This is a genomic window from Vibrio sp. SCSIO 43140 (assembly GCF_023716585.1).
In the GTDB taxonomy this organism is placed as follows: Bacteria; Pseudomonadota; Gammaproteobacteria; order Enterobacterales; family Vibrionaceae; genus Vibrio; species Vibrio maritimus_B.
On sequence record NZ_CP071851.1, the window covers coordinates 1,717,322 to 1,736,622 of the forward strand.

General features: G+C 45.8%; 18 protein-coding genes. 9 read left to right on the forward strand and 9 right to left on the reverse strand.

What is annotated here, in order from left to right; all coding sequences use genetic code 11:
* Positions 1-201 precede the first annotated feature (201 nt).
* The gene (locus J4N45_RS26120; protein ID WP_234496233.1) at positions 202-1,572 is read left to right on the forward strand and encodes a YjiH family protein; all 1,371 of its coding nucleotides are present in this window, start codon (positions 202-204) and stop codon (positions 1,570-1,572) included.
* 230 nt (positions 1,573-1,802) lie between these two features.
* On the forward strand, positions 1,803-2,966 hold the full coding sequence (locus J4N45_RS26125) for a conjugal transfer protein TraF (RefSeq protein WP_252015619.1): 1,164 nt from the start codon (positions 1,803-1,805) through the stop codon (positions 2,964-2,966).
* An 80-nt stretch (positions 2,967-3,046) separates the two neighbouring features.
* On the opposite strand, the gene J4N45_RS26130 is transcribed toward J4N45_RS26125, so the two are convergent.
* Complete coding sequence (locus J4N45_RS26130) at positions 3,047-4,207, reverse strand: carbohydrate porin (protein WP_252015620.1); 1,161 nt, start codon at positions 4,205-4,207, stop codon at positions 3,047-3,049.
* Between the two features lie 595 nt (positions 4,208-4,802).
* On the opposite strand from J4N45_RS26130, the gene J4N45_RS26135 reads away from it, so the two are divergent.
* Positions 4,803-4,985 (forward strand): hypothetical protein, encoded by a 183-nt coding sequence (locus J4N45_RS26135; RefSeq protein ID WP_252015622.1) that lies wholly within the window; start codon positions 4,803-4,805, stop codon positions 4,983-4,985.
* Between the two features lie 114 nt (positions 4,986-5,099).
* Here J4N45_RS26135 and J4N45_RS26140 read toward each other — a convergent pair whose 3' ends face one another.
* The 4 genes from J4N45_RS26140 to J4N45_RS26155 form a co-directional block, all read right to left on the reverse strand.
* Positions 5,100-6,527, reverse strand: coding sequence for a sucrose-6-phosphate hydrolase (locus J4N45_RS26140; RefSeq protein ID WP_252015624.1), 1,428 nt, complete (start codon positions 6,525-6,527; stop codon positions 5,100-5,102).
* A 78-nt stretch (positions 6,528-6,605) separates the two neighbouring features.
* Entirely contained in the window at positions 6,606-7,967 is a 1,362-nt protein-coding gene (locus J4N45_RS26145; RefSeq protein ID WP_234496229.1) for a PTS transporter subunit EIIC, read from the reverse strand.
* 196 nt (positions 7,968-8,163) lie between these two features.
* The gene (locus J4N45_RS26150) at positions 8,164-8,880 is read right to left on the reverse strand and encodes a GntR family transcriptional regulator (RefSeq protein WP_252015625.1); all 717 of its coding nucleotides are present in this window, start codon (positions 8,878-8,880) and stop codon (positions 8,164-8,166) included.
* A gap of 6 nt (positions 8,881-8,886) precedes the next feature.
* Positions 8,887-9,894 (reverse strand): LacI family DNA-binding transcriptional regulator, encoded by a 1,008-nt coding sequence (locus J4N45_RS26155; RefSeq protein WP_252015628.1) that lies wholly within the window; start codon positions 9,892-9,894, stop codon positions 8,887-8,889.
* Positions 9,895-10,071: 177 nt separating this feature from the next.
* Here J4N45_RS26155 and cscK point away from each other — a divergent pair, with 177 nt between their 5' ends.
* Positions 10,072-10,992 (forward strand): fructokinase, encoded by a 921-nt coding sequence (cscK, locus tag J4N45_RS26160; RefSeq protein WP_252015629.1) that lies wholly within the window; start codon positions 10,072-10,074, stop codon positions 10,990-10,992.
* A gap of 157 nt (positions 10,993-11,149) precedes the next feature.
* Positions 11,150-11,752: a 2OG-Fe(II) oxygenase gene (locus J4N45_RS26165; protein ID WP_252015630.1), complete on the forward strand. Its 603-nt coding sequence runs from the start codon at positions 11,150-11,152 to the stop codon at positions 11,750-11,752.
* A 40-nt stretch (positions 11,753-11,792) separates the two neighbouring features.
* On the opposite strand, the gene napH is transcribed toward J4N45_RS26165, so the two are convergent.
* From napH to J4N45_RS26185, 4 genes are all read right to left on the reverse strand, one after another.
* Positions 11,793-12,644 (reverse strand): quinol dehydrogenase ferredoxin subunit NapH, encoded by an 852-nt coding sequence (gene napH / locus J4N45_RS26170; RefSeq protein ID WP_252015632.1) that lies wholly within the window; start codon positions 12,642-12,644, stop codon positions 11,793-11,795.
* A complete protein-coding gene (gene napG / locus J4N45_RS26175) occupies positions 12,644-13,411 on the reverse strand; it encodes a ferredoxin-type protein NapG (RefSeq protein WP_252015634.1) in 768 nt (255 codons plus the stop codon). Before napG ends, napH begins: the two co-directional genes overlap by 1 nt.
* A gap of 307 nt (positions 13,412-13,718) precedes the next feature.
* Positions 13,719-14,186: a bactofilin family protein gene (locus J4N45_RS26180; protein WP_252015635.1), complete on the reverse strand. Its 468-nt coding sequence runs from the start codon at positions 14,184-14,186 to the stop codon at positions 13,719-13,721.
* Positions 14,090-15,043 (reverse strand): M23 family metallopeptidase, encoded by a 954-nt coding sequence (locus tag J4N45_RS26185; protein WP_234496222.1) that lies wholly within the window; start codon positions 15,041-15,043, stop codon positions 14,090-14,092. Before J4N45_RS26185 ends, J4N45_RS26180 begins: the two co-directional genes overlap by 97 nt.
* A gap of 278 nt (positions 15,044-15,321) precedes the next feature.
* Between J4N45_RS26185 and J4N45_RS26190 the strand changes: the two genes are divergently transcribed.
* From J4N45_RS26190 to J4N45_RS26205, 4 genes are all read left to right on the forward strand, one after another.
* On the forward strand, positions 15,322-16,227 hold the full coding sequence (locus J4N45_RS26190; RefSeq protein WP_252015637.1) for a Gfo/Idh/MocA family protein: 906 nt from the start codon (positions 15,322-15,324) through the stop codon (positions 16,225-16,227).
* 70 nt (positions 16,228-16,297) lie between these two features.
* Positions 16,298-17,254, forward strand: a complete 957-nt coding sequence (locus J4N45_RS26195) for an HlyD family secretion protein (RefSeq protein ID WP_252015639.1) — start codon at positions 16,298-16,300, stop codon at positions 17,252-17,254.
* Positions 17,255-18,181, forward strand: a complete 927-nt coding sequence (locus J4N45_RS26200; protein ID WP_252015641.1) for an ABC transporter ATP-binding protein — start codon at positions 17,255-17,257, stop codon at positions 18,179-18,181.
* Entirely contained in the window at positions 18,178-19,278 is a 1,101-nt protein-coding gene (locus J4N45_RS26205; protein WP_234496219.1) for an ABC transporter permease, read from the forward strand. The genes J4N45_RS26200 and J4N45_RS26205 overlap by 4 nt, the downstream gene beginning before the upstream one ends.
* Positions 19,279-19,301 lie beyond the last annotated feature (23 nt).

A 19,301-nucleotide genomic window follows, 5' to 3' on the forward strand; every position in this document is an offset into this window, starting at 1 on the left:
ACAAACACTCACCATACATTCTATTGCGTATTATTGGTTACTACAGAGCCATATAGTGAATAATTACCCTTTAATGATGAATAGTATTGCCAGCATTTAAAAAAAGGAGTAATCTTGCGCCCAATGCACAAATATGGATGTTTAGTGAATAAATAGGCGCAGGACGTCGCCATTATTAACTAGTTGTAACACGAGAGAAAAATGCAAAATAGTGCTCAATCTATGCCGAAAAGTGGCAAAAAAGGCAACTTCTGGATGTTCTTCATCCCGTCTTTAATCGGTCTATTCCTGTTTATGGCGCCTATCAGCTACGATGGCGGCTTGACGATTCCTGTCGCAGTTCTTGCTAAAGCTTTGCAAGCCGCTGTTGGCGATTTCATTGTACCTTTGGTCACGGCAATCATTGCTGTAATGGCAGCGGCGTCTATTTTAACTCGCATTTTTAAGCCTGCTTTCATCACAGACAACGAATTTCTGAACGGTCTATTCAACCCAACACCAATGTGGCTAGCTGTCCGCGTAATTGGCGGCATCGCTGTACTGATGACCTACTTCCAGGTTGGCCCAGAGGCTATCTGGGAAGAAAACACTGGCGGTCTTGTTTTAGAAGGTCTACTGCCTACCCTGTTCGCTGTATTTATCTTCGCAGGCCTTTTACTACCGCTACTACTGAACTTTGGTCTACTTGAACTATTTGGTGCCCTACTAAGTAAGATCATGCGCCCAGTGTTTAACCTTCCAGGTCGTGGTGCTATCGACTGTATGGCTTCTTGGTTAGGTGATGGCAGTGTTGGTATTCTGCTAACCAGTAAGCAGTACGAAAACAAGTTTTACACCATGCGTGAAGCCGCAGTGATTGGTACCACGTTCTCAGCAGTATCTATCACATTTAGCTTAGTGGTTATCGCTCAAGTTGAGCTCGAGCACTTGTTCCTACCTTTCTATGGTGCGATTTGTTTGGCAGGTATCGTAGCGGCGATCATTATTCCTCGCTTACCACCACTACGTAACAAGAAAGACACCTTCATCGATGGAACTAAACCATCAGAAGATGCCGAAGTGACACCTAAGGGCCATACAACGTTCTCTTGGGGTCTAGACCTCGCTCTGCAACGCGCTGGTACTGTGACGTCTGCTAAGTCAGTATTTGGCGAAGGCGTTAAAAACGCAGTTGATATGGTGTTCGGCGTGCTGCCAGTGGTTATGGGCTTGGGTACTGTCGCTCTCGTAATTGCTGAATACACTTCAGTATTTGAAATCCTAGGTACACCGTTTATCCCTTACCTAGAGTTACTAGGTGTACCTGAAGCCGTTGCTGCTTCTAAAACCATGGTAGTGGGCTTTGCAGATATGTTTATCCCATCAATCCTAGCAGCTTCAATCGACAATGAGATGACTCGCTTTGTCATCGCGGCGATGTCGGTAACACAGCTTATCTATATGTCAGAAGTCGGTGCACTACTACTTGGTAGCCGTATTCCAGTAAACATCGTAGAACTGTTTGTTATCTTCATTCTACGTACACTGATCACGCTACCTGTGATTGCGGGTGTTGCGCACCTTATCTTCTAAACACCAATAGAATTTTTCTCTTTCAAAGGCTCACCTCACAGAGGTGAGCCTTTTTTTATCCTATAAAACAAAATGATAGCTCATTTACTTTATATAAATATCAATTATCATATGCTCTTGCGTGAATAACTCACGTGAATGCAGTGGCGTGACCTTCGCAATGAAGGCGCGTGATCATAAGACTCATCGGATAATGAGTACTCAATGCGAATGAATCGCAGGACATAATAATGAATAAACTAACTAAAGTGGCCGCCATCGTCTTGGCAGCAACCACTCCAATTATATCGAATGCAGCAAACAATATGGTCGAAGCACGTGGTGCCGCCATGGGTAACACCGGTGTCGCGTCAGCTGACTACTTAACTGCAGGCTTATACAACCCAGCATTGACTGCCACATACAAAGACAACGATGATGTGGGTCTGTTGCTACCAACATTTGGTGCGAGCGCTCGTGATACGGATGAGAGCATCACTACGTTGGACGATCTGCAATCATTAATTGATGAGTATGAGAAGAACCCAACGGGCGATATCGCTAAGCTCGCTGAGATCAACCGCCTATTGGATCAGCTTGAGGGTAACAGACCGACTACGGTCACTGCCAACGTTGGATTTGCAGTGGCAATTCCATCAAGCATTGTATCGAGCAACCTGTATGCGCGTGGCTACGCAGAAGCCATTGCAGCGCCATTAATCGCGCCAAGCCAAGGTAACACTCCAACTGACATTGAGCAGCGTTATATGGACTCTGAGGTGCAAATGCAAGCATTCGCGAGTGCCGAACTTGGTCTAGCCCTGGGTAAGAACTTCGTGATTGCTGATCAAGACGTCTCATTTGGTATTACGCCTAAGTTCCAAAAGCTACGCACATACGCACTGATCGCGAGTGTTCAAGACTTTGATGCCGACAATGCAGAAGACAGCATGGTTGAAAAAAGTGCATTTAACTTTGATCTCGGTGCGGCATGGCACTATGAAAACTGGCGTCTTGGCTTATCGGTACGAGACATCATTCAACAAGAAATTGATGTTAAAACCCACGATGGAACTAAGATCGACAGCTATAAGTTAAACCCTATGGCGACCATTGGTTCAGCATACAATGGTGACTTTGTAACGGTTGCGGTAGATATCGAACTCACCAAGCAAGAGCGTTTTGCAAACCTTAACGACGAAACTCAATACCTACGCTTTGGTATCGAAGGCAACGCGTGGGACTGGGCACAACTGCGCGCTGGATATGAGATCGACATGCAAGACAATGCGGACAGTGCTATCACAGCCGGTATTGGTCTCAGCCCATTCGATGTCGTAAGTCTGGATATTGCGGGTAACTATGCGGGAAGTAATCAGCTTGGCGCATCTGCAAACCTAGCTTTCACTTTCTAATTATTTAGCTTAAAACGAAAAAACGGAGCGAACTCGCTCCGTTTTAGTATTTGGCAGTGTTGTTCTATACGACTAAGCGCTTAGAAGAAGTACTTAAAGCGTACACGAACACCAGTGTCGCCGTTTTCTTCGAACACGTTTTTAGCAACAGTTTGGTCGTCAACCTTCGTGTAGTAAGCACCAAGGTAGATAGAGAAATCATCTACTTCTAGAACATCAGCAAATTCGTAAGATGTATATACAGTGTCTACTTTTGCTTTACCTTCAGCATAGCCAGAGATTTTGCTGTTTTCGTACTCATTCGATGCGTGGATGTAGCCAAGACCGAAACCTTTGTATAGCGCATTCACACCAACAGTCATGTTGTCTTCATCAACAGCATCCATGTATGCGAAGTTCGCAATAAGGTTCCAATCAGAAGTTGTGTAGTTAGCGGTTAAGCCGTAACCAGTACGGTCAGAGATATCAACGCCGCTTTGCTCTGTGATTACTGCGTTTTTAACAAGGTTTGCTTCCATTGCAGCAGCGATACCAAAATTACCAGCTTGATATGCTACGACCGGACGCAGAAGTACAGAGTCCTTGTTGTTTACGACAGTTTCACCATGATAAGTTACGTTGCCATTGAATGCATTCTCTCCAAACAATACCGAGCGGTCACCGATCATCGAAGAAACTTCGAAATATACGTTACCAAAGTTTTGGCTAAACATTAACTGACCGTCAGAACCACGACCACGACCTTCTTTCATTTGGTACACGTAAGCTGCACCGTCAACATACAGGTCGTTTGCTGTGTCACCAGAGTACTCAAGGAACGTATCTTGACCTACAGGGAACATATCAAACGCTTCGAAGCGACCCATACGCAGATTCCAGCCGTCCTGTGCACCGAAAGCAAACCATGCGTCATCTAGGGCAACGTTGCCGCTGCTTTCCATTAGTGGTTGAACGTTTACTTGGAACACGTGGCCAGATTCTGTATAACGCTCACCTGCAAACTCAAGAAGGATACGACCAGATTGGTTAAACTGGTTTGAAGTTTCTGAAGAATTAGGATCAACAGCACCTGAGTTGTCACGTGCATGACGCTCGATGTTTTCGAAGTTGAAGTCAAATTCAACGTCACCACCGATAGAGAAGTTGCCTTGCTCGTTATCTACGATGCTGATACCCGCGTTTGCAGCCATTGCAGTAGAAACCAATACTGCAGCTAGCGATAGCTTAAATGTGTTTTTCATTATTAACCCCAAGGATTGTAATTGTAATAAGTGTTTTTTTTATATTTAAAAGCTCTTTGTCTGTAGTGAATGTATTGGGGAAGAACCTAGCAACACATTCACACGTCACATCAAACAAAAAACTTGAAATCATTTATCGAATGAACGAGAGCAATTTTGGGGAAATTCATTCACCCCATCAATCCTAAGAAACTGAAAATGCCTATCTAAATCACGCTTTTAGAAAAATATATAAAATCAATTAAATCAATATCTTATATATAAATAAATATACATTTAGCTTTAAAAACATTTATTGAGGCAATTTATGGGAACTTTCAATCAATCGTCGGTCTTATAGTGATATTCCTCACACTAATCTATTGATAAATTCATTAATCGCATGTTAACGAGTTGCTGCAAATTTGAAGCGAGACCGTATCACTAAAGGGCTCTGTGCATTTTCGTTGCCGTTGGTTATACAGAGCACAGACTAGGCGACAAACAAAACTCAGAACCTCAAACCAAGACTAGTCACTAGAGTGCATAAACTTTTACTTGCTATCAGTCGCATATCGTCTAATTTATGTAGTAGGGAACCGAGGGAGGGAGTCGTATGAATCAAACGCTAGAAAAAGACATTGTTGATGCTATCCACCGTCTAGACGATGAACAGCTAAGAGATGTTAAGCTATTCGTCGACCGCCTATTTAGCGATAAACAAGTTAAAGCTCTCGTTACTGACGAAGAGTTAGACATGCTCCTTGAGCTTAGCTCGTCAAAACAGCGCTTCCGATAATAACAACCCAGGCGCGAAACAACTCACCGCTCTCCAGCTCTTCATTTATTTGAAAGGCTGATAGAAAACAAAAAAGGTCAGCATGCGCTGACCTTTATTCGTTATAGCATGTTGCTAGTTGTACTGTATCGAATCGAGATAATGAATCGTACCAGTGACGCCAGACAAGTTGAGCTGTTCTAGGTCCGCCACAAACAGTCGCGACGTAAACACAGTTTCACCATCATCACAGAATATCTCAATGCTTGAGTTGTCAACGAAGATTCTCACTCTGTTATGTGCGCCGACACGTTTGGCGTAACGCACTGTTCCGAATTGCTCTGCATGCACATCGGTTACTTCGGTTCTATCGAGTTGCCACTCGCAATCAGTACCAGAGAACACCATTTTTTCGCCTTTTTGGTTAGCAAACTCGATTGCGAAATTCTCTTCAACCAAGACATCCAACTCAAATGCACGACTCGCTAGCTCAGTCTTTTCAGCAAGTGAGTGAGCACTTAATCTCAATGCTTCCATTTCAATAAGTGGCTTTTGAATCAGTTTGTTACCGCAAATTTCGACTTCTCTGGGCATGGTTAGCATATGTGCCCAGTAGTTTTTATCCGTTGGGTACTCGCTTTTCGAATTGCCAAGCCAACCAATAAGGATTCGCCTACCCTGCTCATCGAGATACGTCTGAGGCGCGTAAAAGTCGAAACCTTTGTCTAACTCAAAATAGCCTTGATTCTCAAACTTCAGGGTTTGTGTATCAATTGGCTTGCCAACAATATAGACCACGGAAAAGACGTTCTTGAGATCATATTTATTGTCGGATGAAACGCCCTGAGGAGAGAAGATAAACACGCCGTTATCGTCTTCTTCATAGTAATTAGGGCATTCCCACATAAAGCCAAACTGCTCAAGACCGATATCGACATTTCCCATATAGTGATAGCTATCGATCGATTGACCACCATAAATAGCCAACTTACCTTCATTTTGGTGGCTTTCAGCACCAATTAGCATGTAGTAGCCATCATCTCGCTTTATGGTGACAGGGTCACGCATATTGTGAGTGTAATGCTCTGGGTTGAAATCGACAACGATTCCCTTTTTCTCGACATTCCCCTCTTTATCCATGACAGCCAAAATCTGAGTCGGATGACCAGTGTCAGGCTCTGGGACATAGTGCGCGGTATACAACAGATTCAATTGGTCATTTTCCACCACTGCGATACCAGTATGGCAGCCGTGCTGGTCGTAATCTTGATCAGGATAAAGCGCAACCCCTCTGTCTTTAAAGTGGACAAAGTCTTTGGTCGAGACGTGATACCAGTGTTTTAGACCGTGCACCGGACCTAAAGGAAACCACTGATAAAAGATATGGTGTTCACCATTGAAGAAGCTAAGCCCATTGGGATCGTTCACCAAACCGTGCTTTGGTGCGATATGGTAGCTTGGATAATAAGGATCATTTTTGGTGAGTGAAGCGATGTGCTGTAAGTACTCATCCGAAACTTCGTCTAGCCTAACCATACGGTTTTGACGGTTCGAAAAATCCATAACGACTCTCTTTAAAACTGAAAATAAAAAATCCCCCCATGTGACTCGCTCATCCATGAGGGGATAAAAATCAATGTATTAGTTTGCTTCTTTGTAGAATAGCTTGGTCATTACAAAGGCTACCAATGCCGCGACTAACATAACCACGACGTACATGCCTAGACCACCACCCAAGTAAAGCAACATGCCTGGTAGCATAGTGGCACCAGTACCTGCCGAGCCAATACCAGCAATAGCACCGATACAACCACCAATCGCACCGCCCACACAGCCGTAAAGGAATGGCTTAACTCGAGGAAGCGTCACCGCGAACATCGCAGGCTCAGTGATACCAAATAGTGCTGGTAGCGCTGCACCAAACATACCCGACTTTTTCACCTTGCTGGTTTGCATTGTCATCACCGCCATCGCCGCACCAAACTGACCAGCAATTGCTGCTGTGCCCAGTGGATTGATGTAGTCAAAGCCAGTCTCTGTCACCATCGCAATCGTAATTGGAACAATCGTATGGTGCATACCTGTCACAGCCATAAACTGAATAGCACCACCGTAAATGAGACCACCAATGCCGTATGGAATTTGCAGGAAGTAAACCACGATATCAGTAATGAACTTCTCGATTCCAAGTAGTAATGGACCCACAAATACCAGTCCAGCAATCAGCGATACCAAAAGCGTGATAAACGGCGTAAGGATAAGATCCAGTACCTCTGGTACGTATTTGCGAGAGGTTTTTTCGACCATTGCGGCGAACCAACCCATAAATACTGCAGGCAATATAGAACTTTGCAGACCGGTAACCGCAATCTCAAAACCAAAGAATGGAATCATTAAGGCTTCAGCATTGCCAAACGCCACATCCCACTTGTTAGCCAATTGCGGTGCCACCAGCATCAAGCCTAAAACGATACCTAGGACAGGGTTACCACCAAACACTCGCATGGCAGACCAAGTCACTAAAACTGGGATAAAGATAAAAGCGGTATCGGTAAGAACCTGAGAAAGCGTCGTTAGCTGAGGTGATAATTCAACACCGAATCCACTAACGATCAGTCCGCGCAATCCCATGAGCAATCCCGTTGCAACGAGAGCAGGGATAATCGCAACGAAGATGTCTGAGAAAGTTCGAGTAACTCGTTGAAACGTGCTACCAGATTCTTCCTTCTTTGGTGCTGCGCTCGTTTCTACTTCACCATTGCCGGTTAGCTCAGCGAAGACTTTGCCTACAAAGCCAGTACCTAAAATGACCTGATGCTGACCATTTTTAAAGAAGTAACCATGAACACCCTCTGTCTCACCGAGTTGTTCTGCGTTAACTTTTGAGTCGTCTTTGGTGACGACGCGAAGACGTGTTGCGCAGTGCGTCAACTGTTCGATGTTGCCTTCACCACCGAGCAAGTCCATGACTTGCGATGCGACAACTTTAGCATTTCTTGCCATTGTTTCGTTCTCTCCTAAGAGCACAAAATAGTAACCTGTATTCAACGTGTATTAATGTAATACAGGAAGAATACAGGATAAACCTTTTTATGTTATTGAACGTGAGAAACGTGCTTGTCATCACAATCAATAATAGATAGTGAGCATATAAAAAAACCACCTTATAAAAGGTGGTTTTTGGTAGCTTAAACATCGATCAAAGCCTAGCGACGATCTCGAAGTCATAAACGCTAGATTTATAATAGACCACTGAATACTCGTAAGGCTCGGCCTCACTTCGATAATTGACCGATTCGTTGATCAAGATAGGTTCAAGCGCGGCGACCGACAACTTATCTTGAACAAACTCACTAGGTAAAGAGGGTTTGATCTTTTGATGAGTTTTCACCATTTCGATCCCCTGCTCTTTTAAGTAAGCAAATTTAGAGCCTGACAATACCTGCTCATTTAAGTCTGGCAGTAATGCCACCGGTATATAGAAATCCTCATAAGACACGACATCACCATTCACAACACGCAGACGACCACATCGAAATAACTCGGCGTGAAGCGCGACCTTAAGCTTATCTGCTAGGGCTTCATCAGCGACCGTCTTTTCAAAATGAATAACTTGGTTACTGGCCTCTAGTCCTGCGCCTTGCAATTCCTGAGCAAGTCCTGCCATACCTAAGAAATCATGCTTCAATTTCTGGACTGCGACATAGGTCCCTTTGCCCTTTTCCGATACCGTATAGCCAATATCGGCGAGTTGCCCTAGCGCCTTACGAACGGTAACTCGACTGACCCCTAGGCTCTCTACTAGCTGACTCTCAGAGGGTAATTTCGACCCTTGTGGATACAGCCCATCATCGATGCGTTGTTTTAGCGTATCGGCGACTTGTATATAGAGGGGTTGTAGTGATTTCGAGTCCATGTGGCGCTAACGTCTCCTGTAATGAATGCGAGCAGAGATGCTTGTGTTACTTTTATAGTCCTTATTAGACAAGGTCTTTTGCAAACAATCAAATACCTTCAAGGCGAGCTGTTGGCAATCCTGTTCTATGGAATCGATTTTTAGCGGCAAACAATCGAGAATAGAATAATTATCAAAAGTAGCGAGGCGCATCGATTGCTGTGATGCATCCGCCATCAAATCATGCTCGTTAAGGTATCGCAGTACACCCTCGAGCAAAGAGTAGGACCCGGTAAAAAGCACCTCTGGTAAGCGACCTAATTGCTCGACGCATTGTTCCATCATGTCATAGCCACTTTGCGGCTGATAATCCTGGTGGAACACTAATTCTGGCTGCAATAACAGCTCTCGCTCTTTCAGCGCATCCACAAAACCCTGATAGCGCTCTCGACTCGGAGATAGTGACAATTGACCACCAATAAACGCACATTCATGTGCTTTTTCCGTCAGTTCGAACACTATCTCTTTGGTGGAATCATAGGCATTTGTGGTTACTACACTAAAGCGTTCTGACTCGAAGCCTCGATCAAAAAACACAATTGGTGTTTCTTTCGTTAGGGTTTGATAATAGTCATCATTGTCTAAACATGATGCCACCATCATGCCATCAACCTGACGCTCAATAAGGTTAGCGACCGCTTTTTTCTCTTGCGATGGATCGTCATCTGTCGAAGCGATCAACAGCTGATAACCTGAAGCAAGGGATAGCTGCTCTAGTGATTTAGCGATAGTAGCGAACCCCATATTGGTAAGATCAGGAATGACTAAACCAAAAGTCTGTGTTTTCTTAGACTTAAGCGCCCGTGCATAAACACTTGGCGAATAGTTATTCTCATCAACGACCCGTAACACGCGGGCTACCGTCTCTTTATTAATACGGTGCTTTTCTGCATGTCCATTCAAGACAAAGCTAACGGTCGATTTAGAAACCCCGGCTAGCTCCGCTATATCTGCGAGTTTTAACTTTTTACTCATCGCGCTTTACTTCTGCTTCCTGCTTATTTCTTCTATCAAGGATCAACTTCGCTAATCGTGATCGTGTTTTAGATCACAGTTTTTACTGCTTTCACTATGTTGCCTATTAAAACACATTTTCTTTGCTAAATCGATTTAGTAAACTGCCAACAAATCGATTAAGGCAGGAAATTTGTTATGAGTAAGGTTTGGGTAACGGGCGACGCCGTTGTAGATTTGATTCCTAATACGGATACCACGTATCTAAAATGTCCTGGTGGCGCTCCTGCCAACGTTGCTGTTGCAATCGCTCGTCTAGGTGGCGAGACAGGCTTTTTTGGTCGCGTAGGTCAAGATCCTCTCGGTCGCTTTATGAAGCAAACGCTGAGCAATGAGAAGGTCAACACGGACTTTATGTTGCTTGATGACGCACAGCGTACATCTACCGTTATTGTTGACCTCGATGAATCGGGTGAGCGCAGCTTTACCTTTATGGTTAAGCCAAGTGCCGACCAATTTATGCAAGTAAGCGATATTCCTGAGTTTAACAAGGGTGAGTGGTTACACGTTTGCTCAATTGCACTAGCTAATGAGCCTAGCCGTGGTGCCACACTAGAAGCGATGAAGCGCATTAAGCAAGCAGGCGGCTTTGTCAGTTTCGATCCAAACCTTCGCGACGAAGTGTGGGGCGACCAAAGCCTTATCAAGCCTGTGTGCCAGCAAGCAATCGCTCTGGCCGATGTGGTTAAGTTCTCAGACGATGAACTGATATTTCTAACTGAAACCGACAACCTTGACGCAGGTATCGCAGCGCTTGGTGAATACAACAATACACTTGTGCTCATTACTCAAGGTGCAAAAGGCGCATTGGTTATTCGTGACAGTGAGCAACAACTGATTGCCGGCACGCCAGTCAAGCCGGTTGATACCACAGGAGCAGGCGATGCTTTTGTTGGCGGCCTATTGACTCGCTTATCTAAAACAGCAGATTGGATCAATGATGAGACAATCGTTGATGCGGTTCGCTGGGCAAACGGCTGCGGCGCTTTAGCGACAACGCAAAAAGGGGCGATGACCGCGCTACCAAGTGAACAAGCCCTTATCGACTACATCAAGTAATCTTGTGCCCCTTGCTACGGTAAGGGGCGACTTCTTTCCCCCTTATCCCCGCTTACCCTTCATCAAGCGTTATCGTCACGATAAACAACCTAAATTGAAGCATGCTGTCTATTTCTTTATAAAGCGCCCTCCCTGTTTCTAACAACGATGGTGCATCATGCAAACACTTATCGAAAACTTGACCACACATGGCTACTACATCTGGGATGATTTCCTATCTCCAGAGCAAGTCTCTGCATTAAAAGATTGCTTACCAGAAGAATGGAATAAAGCACGCATTGGTCGTAACGATGATGTGATGCGCGAGAGTGCGATACGTAGCGACAAGATCCGCTGGCTTTCTACCGATCTGGGCGATCCCGTTGGTCAATTTTTAAGTAAGATGGAAATTATTCGTCAAACCGCCAACCAGCACTTTTTCTTGGGCCTGTTTGAATACGAAGCTCACTTCGCTAAATACGAGAAAGGGGATTTCTATCAGAAGCACCTAGATTGCTTCAGAGGCAACGAAAACCGACGTCTGACAACCGTGTTCTACATGAATGATGAGTGGAGCGACGAAGACGGTGGTGATTTGGTGGTTTACGATCTCGATGACAACGAAATCACGCGTATCAAACCAAAATCTGGGCGCTTGTTTGTGTTCTTCTCTGAGCAGTTCCCACACGAAGTACTGCCTACCAATCGCGAGCGTTTTAGTATTGCGGGCTGGTTTAGAACAAACGGAGTCAAGGACAACATACTAGATATAGCGAACTAGGATAAACGCCAGTTGAAGAACAACTGGCGTTTTTGTTTGTCTAGAGCTCACCAGAGTCAGGTTTAACCTTAAACTCCAATACCTTAGGCGCACACACATCAATGCATCGGCCACAGCTGATGCAATCTTGGCTCATAATCCGTCGATCACCAGACTTGAGTGGCTGTCTTAATACATCGGGCTCAGGACACACGTTATAGCAGTCCATACACTTGGTACAGGCCTCGCGCTGTGTCGCTTTCACGCGAATAAGGCTCTTACGACCGATCACGCCGTAGGTCGCTCCAAGTGGACAAAGGTGCCCGCACCAACCGTGCTCGACTAAGACAAGATCAAGCAAGAATACCAGAGCAATTAAGATCCAACCGGCTCCCATACCAAAAACCAAACCACGATGAAGTGTCGCGACAGGATCCACCCACGCCCAGAGCAGCGATCCCGATACTGCACTGCCAAGTAAGATCACGGGGATCAACCAGTAACGTATTGTCGGAGACCACTTAAAGCTGGTTTTGAGATTCAGCTTACGGCGCAACCATGCCGCCATATCCGTGATGATATTTAATGGACACACCCAAGCGCAAAACGCGCGAGGAGCTAGCAAGGCATAAAAAACCACAACGATAGTGACACCAATTAAGGCATTCACCTCTGGCCAATGTCTGGTAGCTAAGGTTTGCAGGACCAATAAAGGGTCACTGAGCGGGACAGTACCTAGCAGCATGCTAGAGGACAAATTACCCTGTAAAATACCCCACGTAGGTCCCATCATAAACAGACCAACGATGGTGAGCTGACACAACCTACGTAGAATGAGAAATCGATGAGCACGCCACCAGCCTAACTCTCGAATCGCATCTTTACCTGCATCTTTCGCGAGATTTTTAGCCATTATTTCCTCCCGTCATTGATGCGGATATGCTCGGTTGGTGCGATATCTGGCGTTTCAGGGAACTGTCCATCGCGAAGCTCAACCTTCTCTTCCCAACCAAGCTGGTAATGATCGCCCATATAACCCTTCGCCAGTTCGATTGGTACAACCTTGATCACAGGAACTTCTGTCACACAGGCCTGTTCACACTTACCACACCCTGTGCATGCGTCAGAGTGCACCGTTGGGATAAACATGGCGTGGTATCCAGTTCGCTGGTTTCGTATTGGCTCTAGCGTGATGGCTTTGTCGATAAGCGGGCAAACTCGGTAACAGACATCACAGCGAAGTCCCTGCCAGTTAAGACACTCTTCGTGGTCGATCAAGACAGCGAGTCCCATTCGAGAATCATCAATATTGGTCAATGAATGATCGAGTGCCCCACTTGGACACGCCACCACACAAGGGATGTCTTCGCACATCTCACAGGGAATGTCGCGTGCCGTAAAGTATGGCGTACCCGATGCAACCGGTGAAAGTAGAGTTGCCAGCTTGAGCGTATCGTAGGGGCATGCCTGAACACATAGCCCGCAACGCAGACAGGCTTGATCAAATTGGTTGCCTTCTAGCGCGCCAGGCGGGCGAATAGGGACACCGCCACTAGTTTTGGCTTGCCCTTGTTTAGACTGCAATCCCAAAACAGTTGCAGCAGCACCGACACCTACGGCGGTGCGTGCGGCGTCGCGGAGGAATCGGCGTCGGCTTTCTGAGGTTTTATTTCGTGACATATGCTCCGCCTTATTGGTGACTTATAACGTGCATTTATGCATAAGGCTTTCCCATAACTTTAATGGGAAAAGTGTCATTTGAAATAGTGCTTTGTGGTTATACGAGGGCTGGCTTGATATTTATCAAGTTAGCCGCGTTACTTTGATCACAATGCGGCATTCTAGTCTGCATTACACTTATGTGACAGTGTCACTTTAAGGTACGTAATGACTTACAGAAGTATAGCCTACCGTGCTGATGAGTTTATTGATAAGAGAAGGGAACAGCGCGTCCCAGAGAAAGAAACTGGAACGCGCGGGGATTCGATTATGCAGTTTTAACGGCTTTAGCCTCTGGGGCATTCGAGTCGGTTTTCGCGGTATTAGCTTTAACCGCACTAACCTCTTTGCTGGTTTGACTTTTCAAAGATACAACTTCTTTTTCAGGTAACTCTGCGGTTTCACCGAAAAACTTACCGCCCGGTTCGATGCTCAAGTTGTTACTCCACACCTTACCTTTTACGCGACCATTCGCAAGGATTTGAATCTGCTCCGCGTGACAGTCACCCTCTAAGATGCCGTTGACCACAAGCTGCTTGGCAAACACCTCTCCTTTTACGCGACCAGATTCAGCAACCACTAATACCCCTTCGATATGCAGTTGACCATCAACTACACCATCGACTTGAATATCGTTTTCTAGTTTGAGTTTTCCGCTAATAACACAGCCTTTGGCGATGAGAGTTGAAGCTGCTGAGCGACTCTTTGTTCCACTGTTTTTACTAAAGATTCCCATCTTATTGCTCGTTCCTTTTTAAAAATATCTTCGAAATCATTCACGCCCCACTCCACAAAGGGTTTGGGATCCAGTGCTCGCCCAACAAAGCGAACCTCATAATGTAGATGTGGACCGGATGACAACCCACTATTGCCCGAGATGGCAATCAGCTCACCTTTACGGACAAATTGCCCTGGACGAACTTCAAAACCTTTTAGGTGTGAATAGGAGCTAGAGAAGCCAAATGAATGCTGCAATCTAAGGAAGTTTCCAGAGCCTTTGTTGCTGCGTCTGGTAACCTCAACGACACCATCCGCTGGCGCATAGATTTTGGTTCCGGTATTAACCGCAAAATCCAAACCACGGTGCATTTTGTATTTTCGAGTGACTGGGTGTTGTCGCTTACCAAACTGAGAGGAAATGCGCTCTTTCCCTACAGGTGAACCGCTCGGTATCTGATTGAGCATGGTCATACGCACGTTAGAATGGATTGCAGCTGCATCAAGTCGCGAATCGAGGTCAATGTCATCGGTGGGCTCAGAAACCCCTAACACCTTTTCTAGATCCGCAAGACGCTCAGAGACTAATGTAATGCGCTCTTCCCGCTCAGACAGATCTTGTTGAAGACTCTGCTTAAGGTCTTGCAAATTTGCTAGCTCATCACCAAGGGTTTGTGACTCACTTGCCAGCTCTGCCTGCTTTAGCTCGGCGTAGTCCACTACCTCATACAAATGCTGAATCAACAAACCAGCGCCTAGCACCAGCACCAAACCAATCCACGCCAAACTCTTTAAGCTTCGGCGCATTGATTTACTCAATTGCCAATGCGAAGAGCCGTTAATCGTTGAAATTGAGATGGTTAACTGATCTTTCATGATAGTACGGTATTCCCTAACCCTGATTCCTTTACTTAATCCACGAAGCTTAATCTACGAAATCCCCATGACAGGTACTAGTAAGAAACAGCAAAAGTGTGTCAGGACGTGATGTGGTTTCAGACAATTTAGAAAAAAACGTATTACGTTTAACAACTGATTAAAAACATCCGCAACAAAATCTTCTAGCTGGGTCGTAGCAATAAACAGATGCACTGTGTTAACTTGCCAAAAAACAGTATAAATCTGTAAAACAGCAGTCAAAACCGAGGCTTATATTGAAAATTGCACACATTGGTATGGGTGATATAGCCCAAAAAGCGTACCTGCCATTCACGACATCTCAAGCAGATGTTCATCCCATATTTTGCACTCGCGATACAGCGACTCTTAATGCGCTGGCAAGCAAATATCGTGTTATAGACACAACCACTCAGTATCAAGCTGTCCTCAACTTTAAGCCTGATGCGGTAATGATTCATGCTGCGACCTCTGTGCACCCAGAAATTGCCAGATATTTCCTCGAACATGGTGTTCCAACTTTCGTTGATAAGCCGCTGGCAGATAGCTTTGAAGAATGTGAAAGCCTGTATCAATTAGCAGAAAAAAGACAGGTACCGCTTTATATCGGTTTTAATCGCCGCCACCTACCTTTGATTAACCAACACTCCCTATCGGATACGGGAACTCTGAAATCGTTGCGCTGGGAAAAACACCGCCATGCACTTCCAGGTGATGCAAAAACCTTTATTTTCGACGACTTTATTCATCCATTGGACAGTATTAATCTAAACGGGAGCATCGAGTTCGATGATATCCATGTCCAGCACCAAATGGACGGTGCTAAGCTAGCGCGACTTGATGTAAAGTGGCAACAAGGCGGCGTGATCTTTGAAGCCTCGATGAATCGTCAATTTGGCATCACACATGAAGTCATTAGCAGTAGCCACGATGACAGAGCCTATCGCTTTGACTCATTTGTGTCAGGTCAATGCTATCAAAACAACCTTGTAGAGCAGGTTCAGCTCAAGGATTGGACACCAATGCTGGCAAGTAAAGGTTTTCACAATATGTTTGATGAATGGAAGGACATCGTCTCCAGCGGCAAGATGCCACTAAAATTAATCGAAAGAAATCTTTCGACTCATCGAATTGCTCAAAAGCTACTTGACTTCATAACTTGATGAAATTCAGCTAGAAATTCACCACTGCCCTTCTAATATTGATAGTAGAAATCTGTTAGAAGGGTTATGTATGAAACGTTCGCTGCTCGTCATCTTTCCACTCGTCTTAGCACTACTTGGCTGTCAGAATGACGACAACGGTAAGGCGTTAGGCACGTTAGAGAGAGACCGTATTTCTTTCTCCTCAACGGCAAGTGAAATCATTCGCGAACTCCCCGTACGTGAAGGAACCAGAGTCAAAACCGGTGACGTACTAGTGCGCCTAGACACCAAGCGCCAAGAAGCCGTGCTTGCTCATGCGATTGCTGAAGAAGCTAAAGCCAGTGCCTACTTACTTCGCCTTACTAATGGTGAAAGACCTGAGGACATCGCCGCGGCAAAAGCGCGCGTCGACATGGCAGAAGCCAAATTAACCGAGGCGCAGAAAAACTACTCGCGCGCCTCTGAACTAGTCAGAAAGAAACTTGCCAGCCAGTCTCAAAAAGACCAAGCCGTCGCTAGTCGCGATACCGCAAGAGCCGAGCTTAACTCAGCCAATGAAGAATTCTCAAAGCTAACTGCAGGTTCGCGTCCAGAAGACATTACTCAAGCTGAGGCCGCACTTGCAGCGGTGAGAGCGGATGTTGTACTACAAACTCAACAGCTAGATGAACTTACCATAGTAGCAACGCGAGATGGCATATTAGATAGCCTACCCTATAACCTCGGTGAGCGAGTGTCTGTAGGCGCTTTCGTTGCTGTCGTTCTTGCCGACAGGATTCCCTATGCTCGCGTTTATGTCCCTTCTTCAGTGCGAGTCAAGTTTGTACCCGGTTTAGAGGTCAATGTTCATGTTGATGGTCTGGACGAGGTACTGACAGGCACGGTGCGCTGGGTTGCCGCCGATCCATCATTTACCCCCTACTACGCGTTAACAGAAGATGAGCGCTCTCGACTCATGTACCTTGCCGAGGTCGACCTTCCGGAGAGTGCTGAAAACTTGCCTACCGGCGTCCCTGCTCAAGTTGACCTGCAAGGACTCAAATAGATGACTGATATTGCTGTAACCGCAACCAACCTAGTTAAGAAGTTCGGTGATTTTACCGCTATTAACGGTATCAACTTGTCTGTGCCCAAAGGCAGCATCTATGGTTTTCTGGGGCCAAATGGGTGTGGCAAATCGACGACCATACGCATGTTGACGGGATTACTTAGTCCTACTGACGGAAAAGTGAATGTTCTGGGTCTGAAGATCCCAGAGCAGTCAGAAGCCCTTAGACTCAAGATCGGCTACATGACTCAGAAGTTCTCTCTGTATGATGACTTAACGGTTCTTGAGAACCTTCAGTTTATCGGTCAGATCTTCGGTTTAGACAGAGCGCTGCTAAAACAGCGCATAGCAGAACAAATGACCATCTATGGACTCACTGATCTTCAAAAACAGCGCGTAGGTGGTATGAGTGGTGGACAGAAACAAAGGCTCTCTCTTGCCTCGGCGACCATGCACCGCCCAGAACTGCTATTTCTCGATGAACCCACCTCTGCTGTCGACCCAGAGAATCGACGTGATTTTTGGGAACAGCTGTTCGATCTTAGCGATCAAGGCACGACCATACTTGTCACAACGCACTACATGGATGAGGCGGAGCGCTGCCATCGACTTGCGATTATGGAATCCGGCGAAATGCGGGCAGATGGCGAGCCTGAAGAGCTGATGGACAATATGGGGGTCAACATCATTGAAGTCAAAGCACCTAACTTGAGAGCGCTGAAAGAACGTCTTATTGCTTGTTCAGAGGTTCGCTCTGCCGCTCAGTTGGGTATTCGACTGCGAGTACTGATCTATCAGAATGTGGCGGACCCGATTAAGTGGCTCATTCAAACTGTCCCTGAGCTCGCAGATGCCGAACTCACTCCCGCAAGACCGAGCCTAGAAGATGTGTTTGTCTCTGTCACAGGAGAAGGTCGCCAATGAAAAGTCTAACGCGCATGAGCGCTATCATGGTCAAAGAAATCCGCCAACTGTCGAGAGACCGCATTACATTTGGCATGGTGATCATGATCCCTCTGATCCAACTGATTCTATTTGGCTTTGCCATGAATACTGACGTTCGCAACATACCCGTTGCTGTCGTCGATAAGAGTGAATCAGCCCCTGGGCGAGTGATTGTCGAAGCGGTGAAAGTCACTCAGGTGGTCAATGTCAAAGCCTATTATCCCACGGTTAAGGAAGCAGAGACCGCAATCAGAGAGGGAGTAGTGCGCGCTGCGCTCATATTGCCCACTAACCTTACGCAGCGCATTACCCACCAAGAGACGCTCGGACAATGGCTTGTCGATGGCTCAGATACTATGGTCAGCGCTGCGTTGCTCTCACTTCAAACCATGCCCATCGCTGAGTTTGCCATCGCGGGCTATCAGCCCAATCAAACCAAAACCTTTGAAGCGACACTGCTCTATAACCCAAGCCAACGTTCTGCAGTAAATATTGTGCCTGGTCTGCTTGGTGTAATCTTAACCATGACCATGATTCTATTTACCAGCGCCGCGATAGTGCGTGAACGTGAGCGTGGCAATTTAGAGCTACTCATCACCACTCCTATTCATTCGATGGAGTTGATGATAGGTAAGATCGTGCCCTATATCTTCATTGGTCTTATCCAGATTTTTATTATTTTGGGGCTAGGCTATTTGATTTTCAGCGTACCGATTAACGGACAAATTAGTCAGATACTGCTTGGCAGCCTACTATTTATCGCCGCAAGCTTAACGCTTGGGCTCGTTATCTCGACCATTGCTCAGACTCAGCTTCAAGCCATGCAGATGACAGTGTTTATCTTGCTTCCTTCCATTCTGTTGTCTGGTTTTATGTTCCCCTACGAAGCCATGCCAATGGCGGCACAGTGGATAGCCGAAGCATTACCCGCGACCCACTTTATGCGCATGATCCGAGGAATTATTTTACGTGGCGCTGATTTAATGGACATGTGGCGAGATACACTCTGGCTCGCAGGGTTTACCGTCATCGGTATTGTTGTTGCTGCACTAAGATTTAAGAAAAACTTGGATTAATTCCTCTACACATACACTTGGCA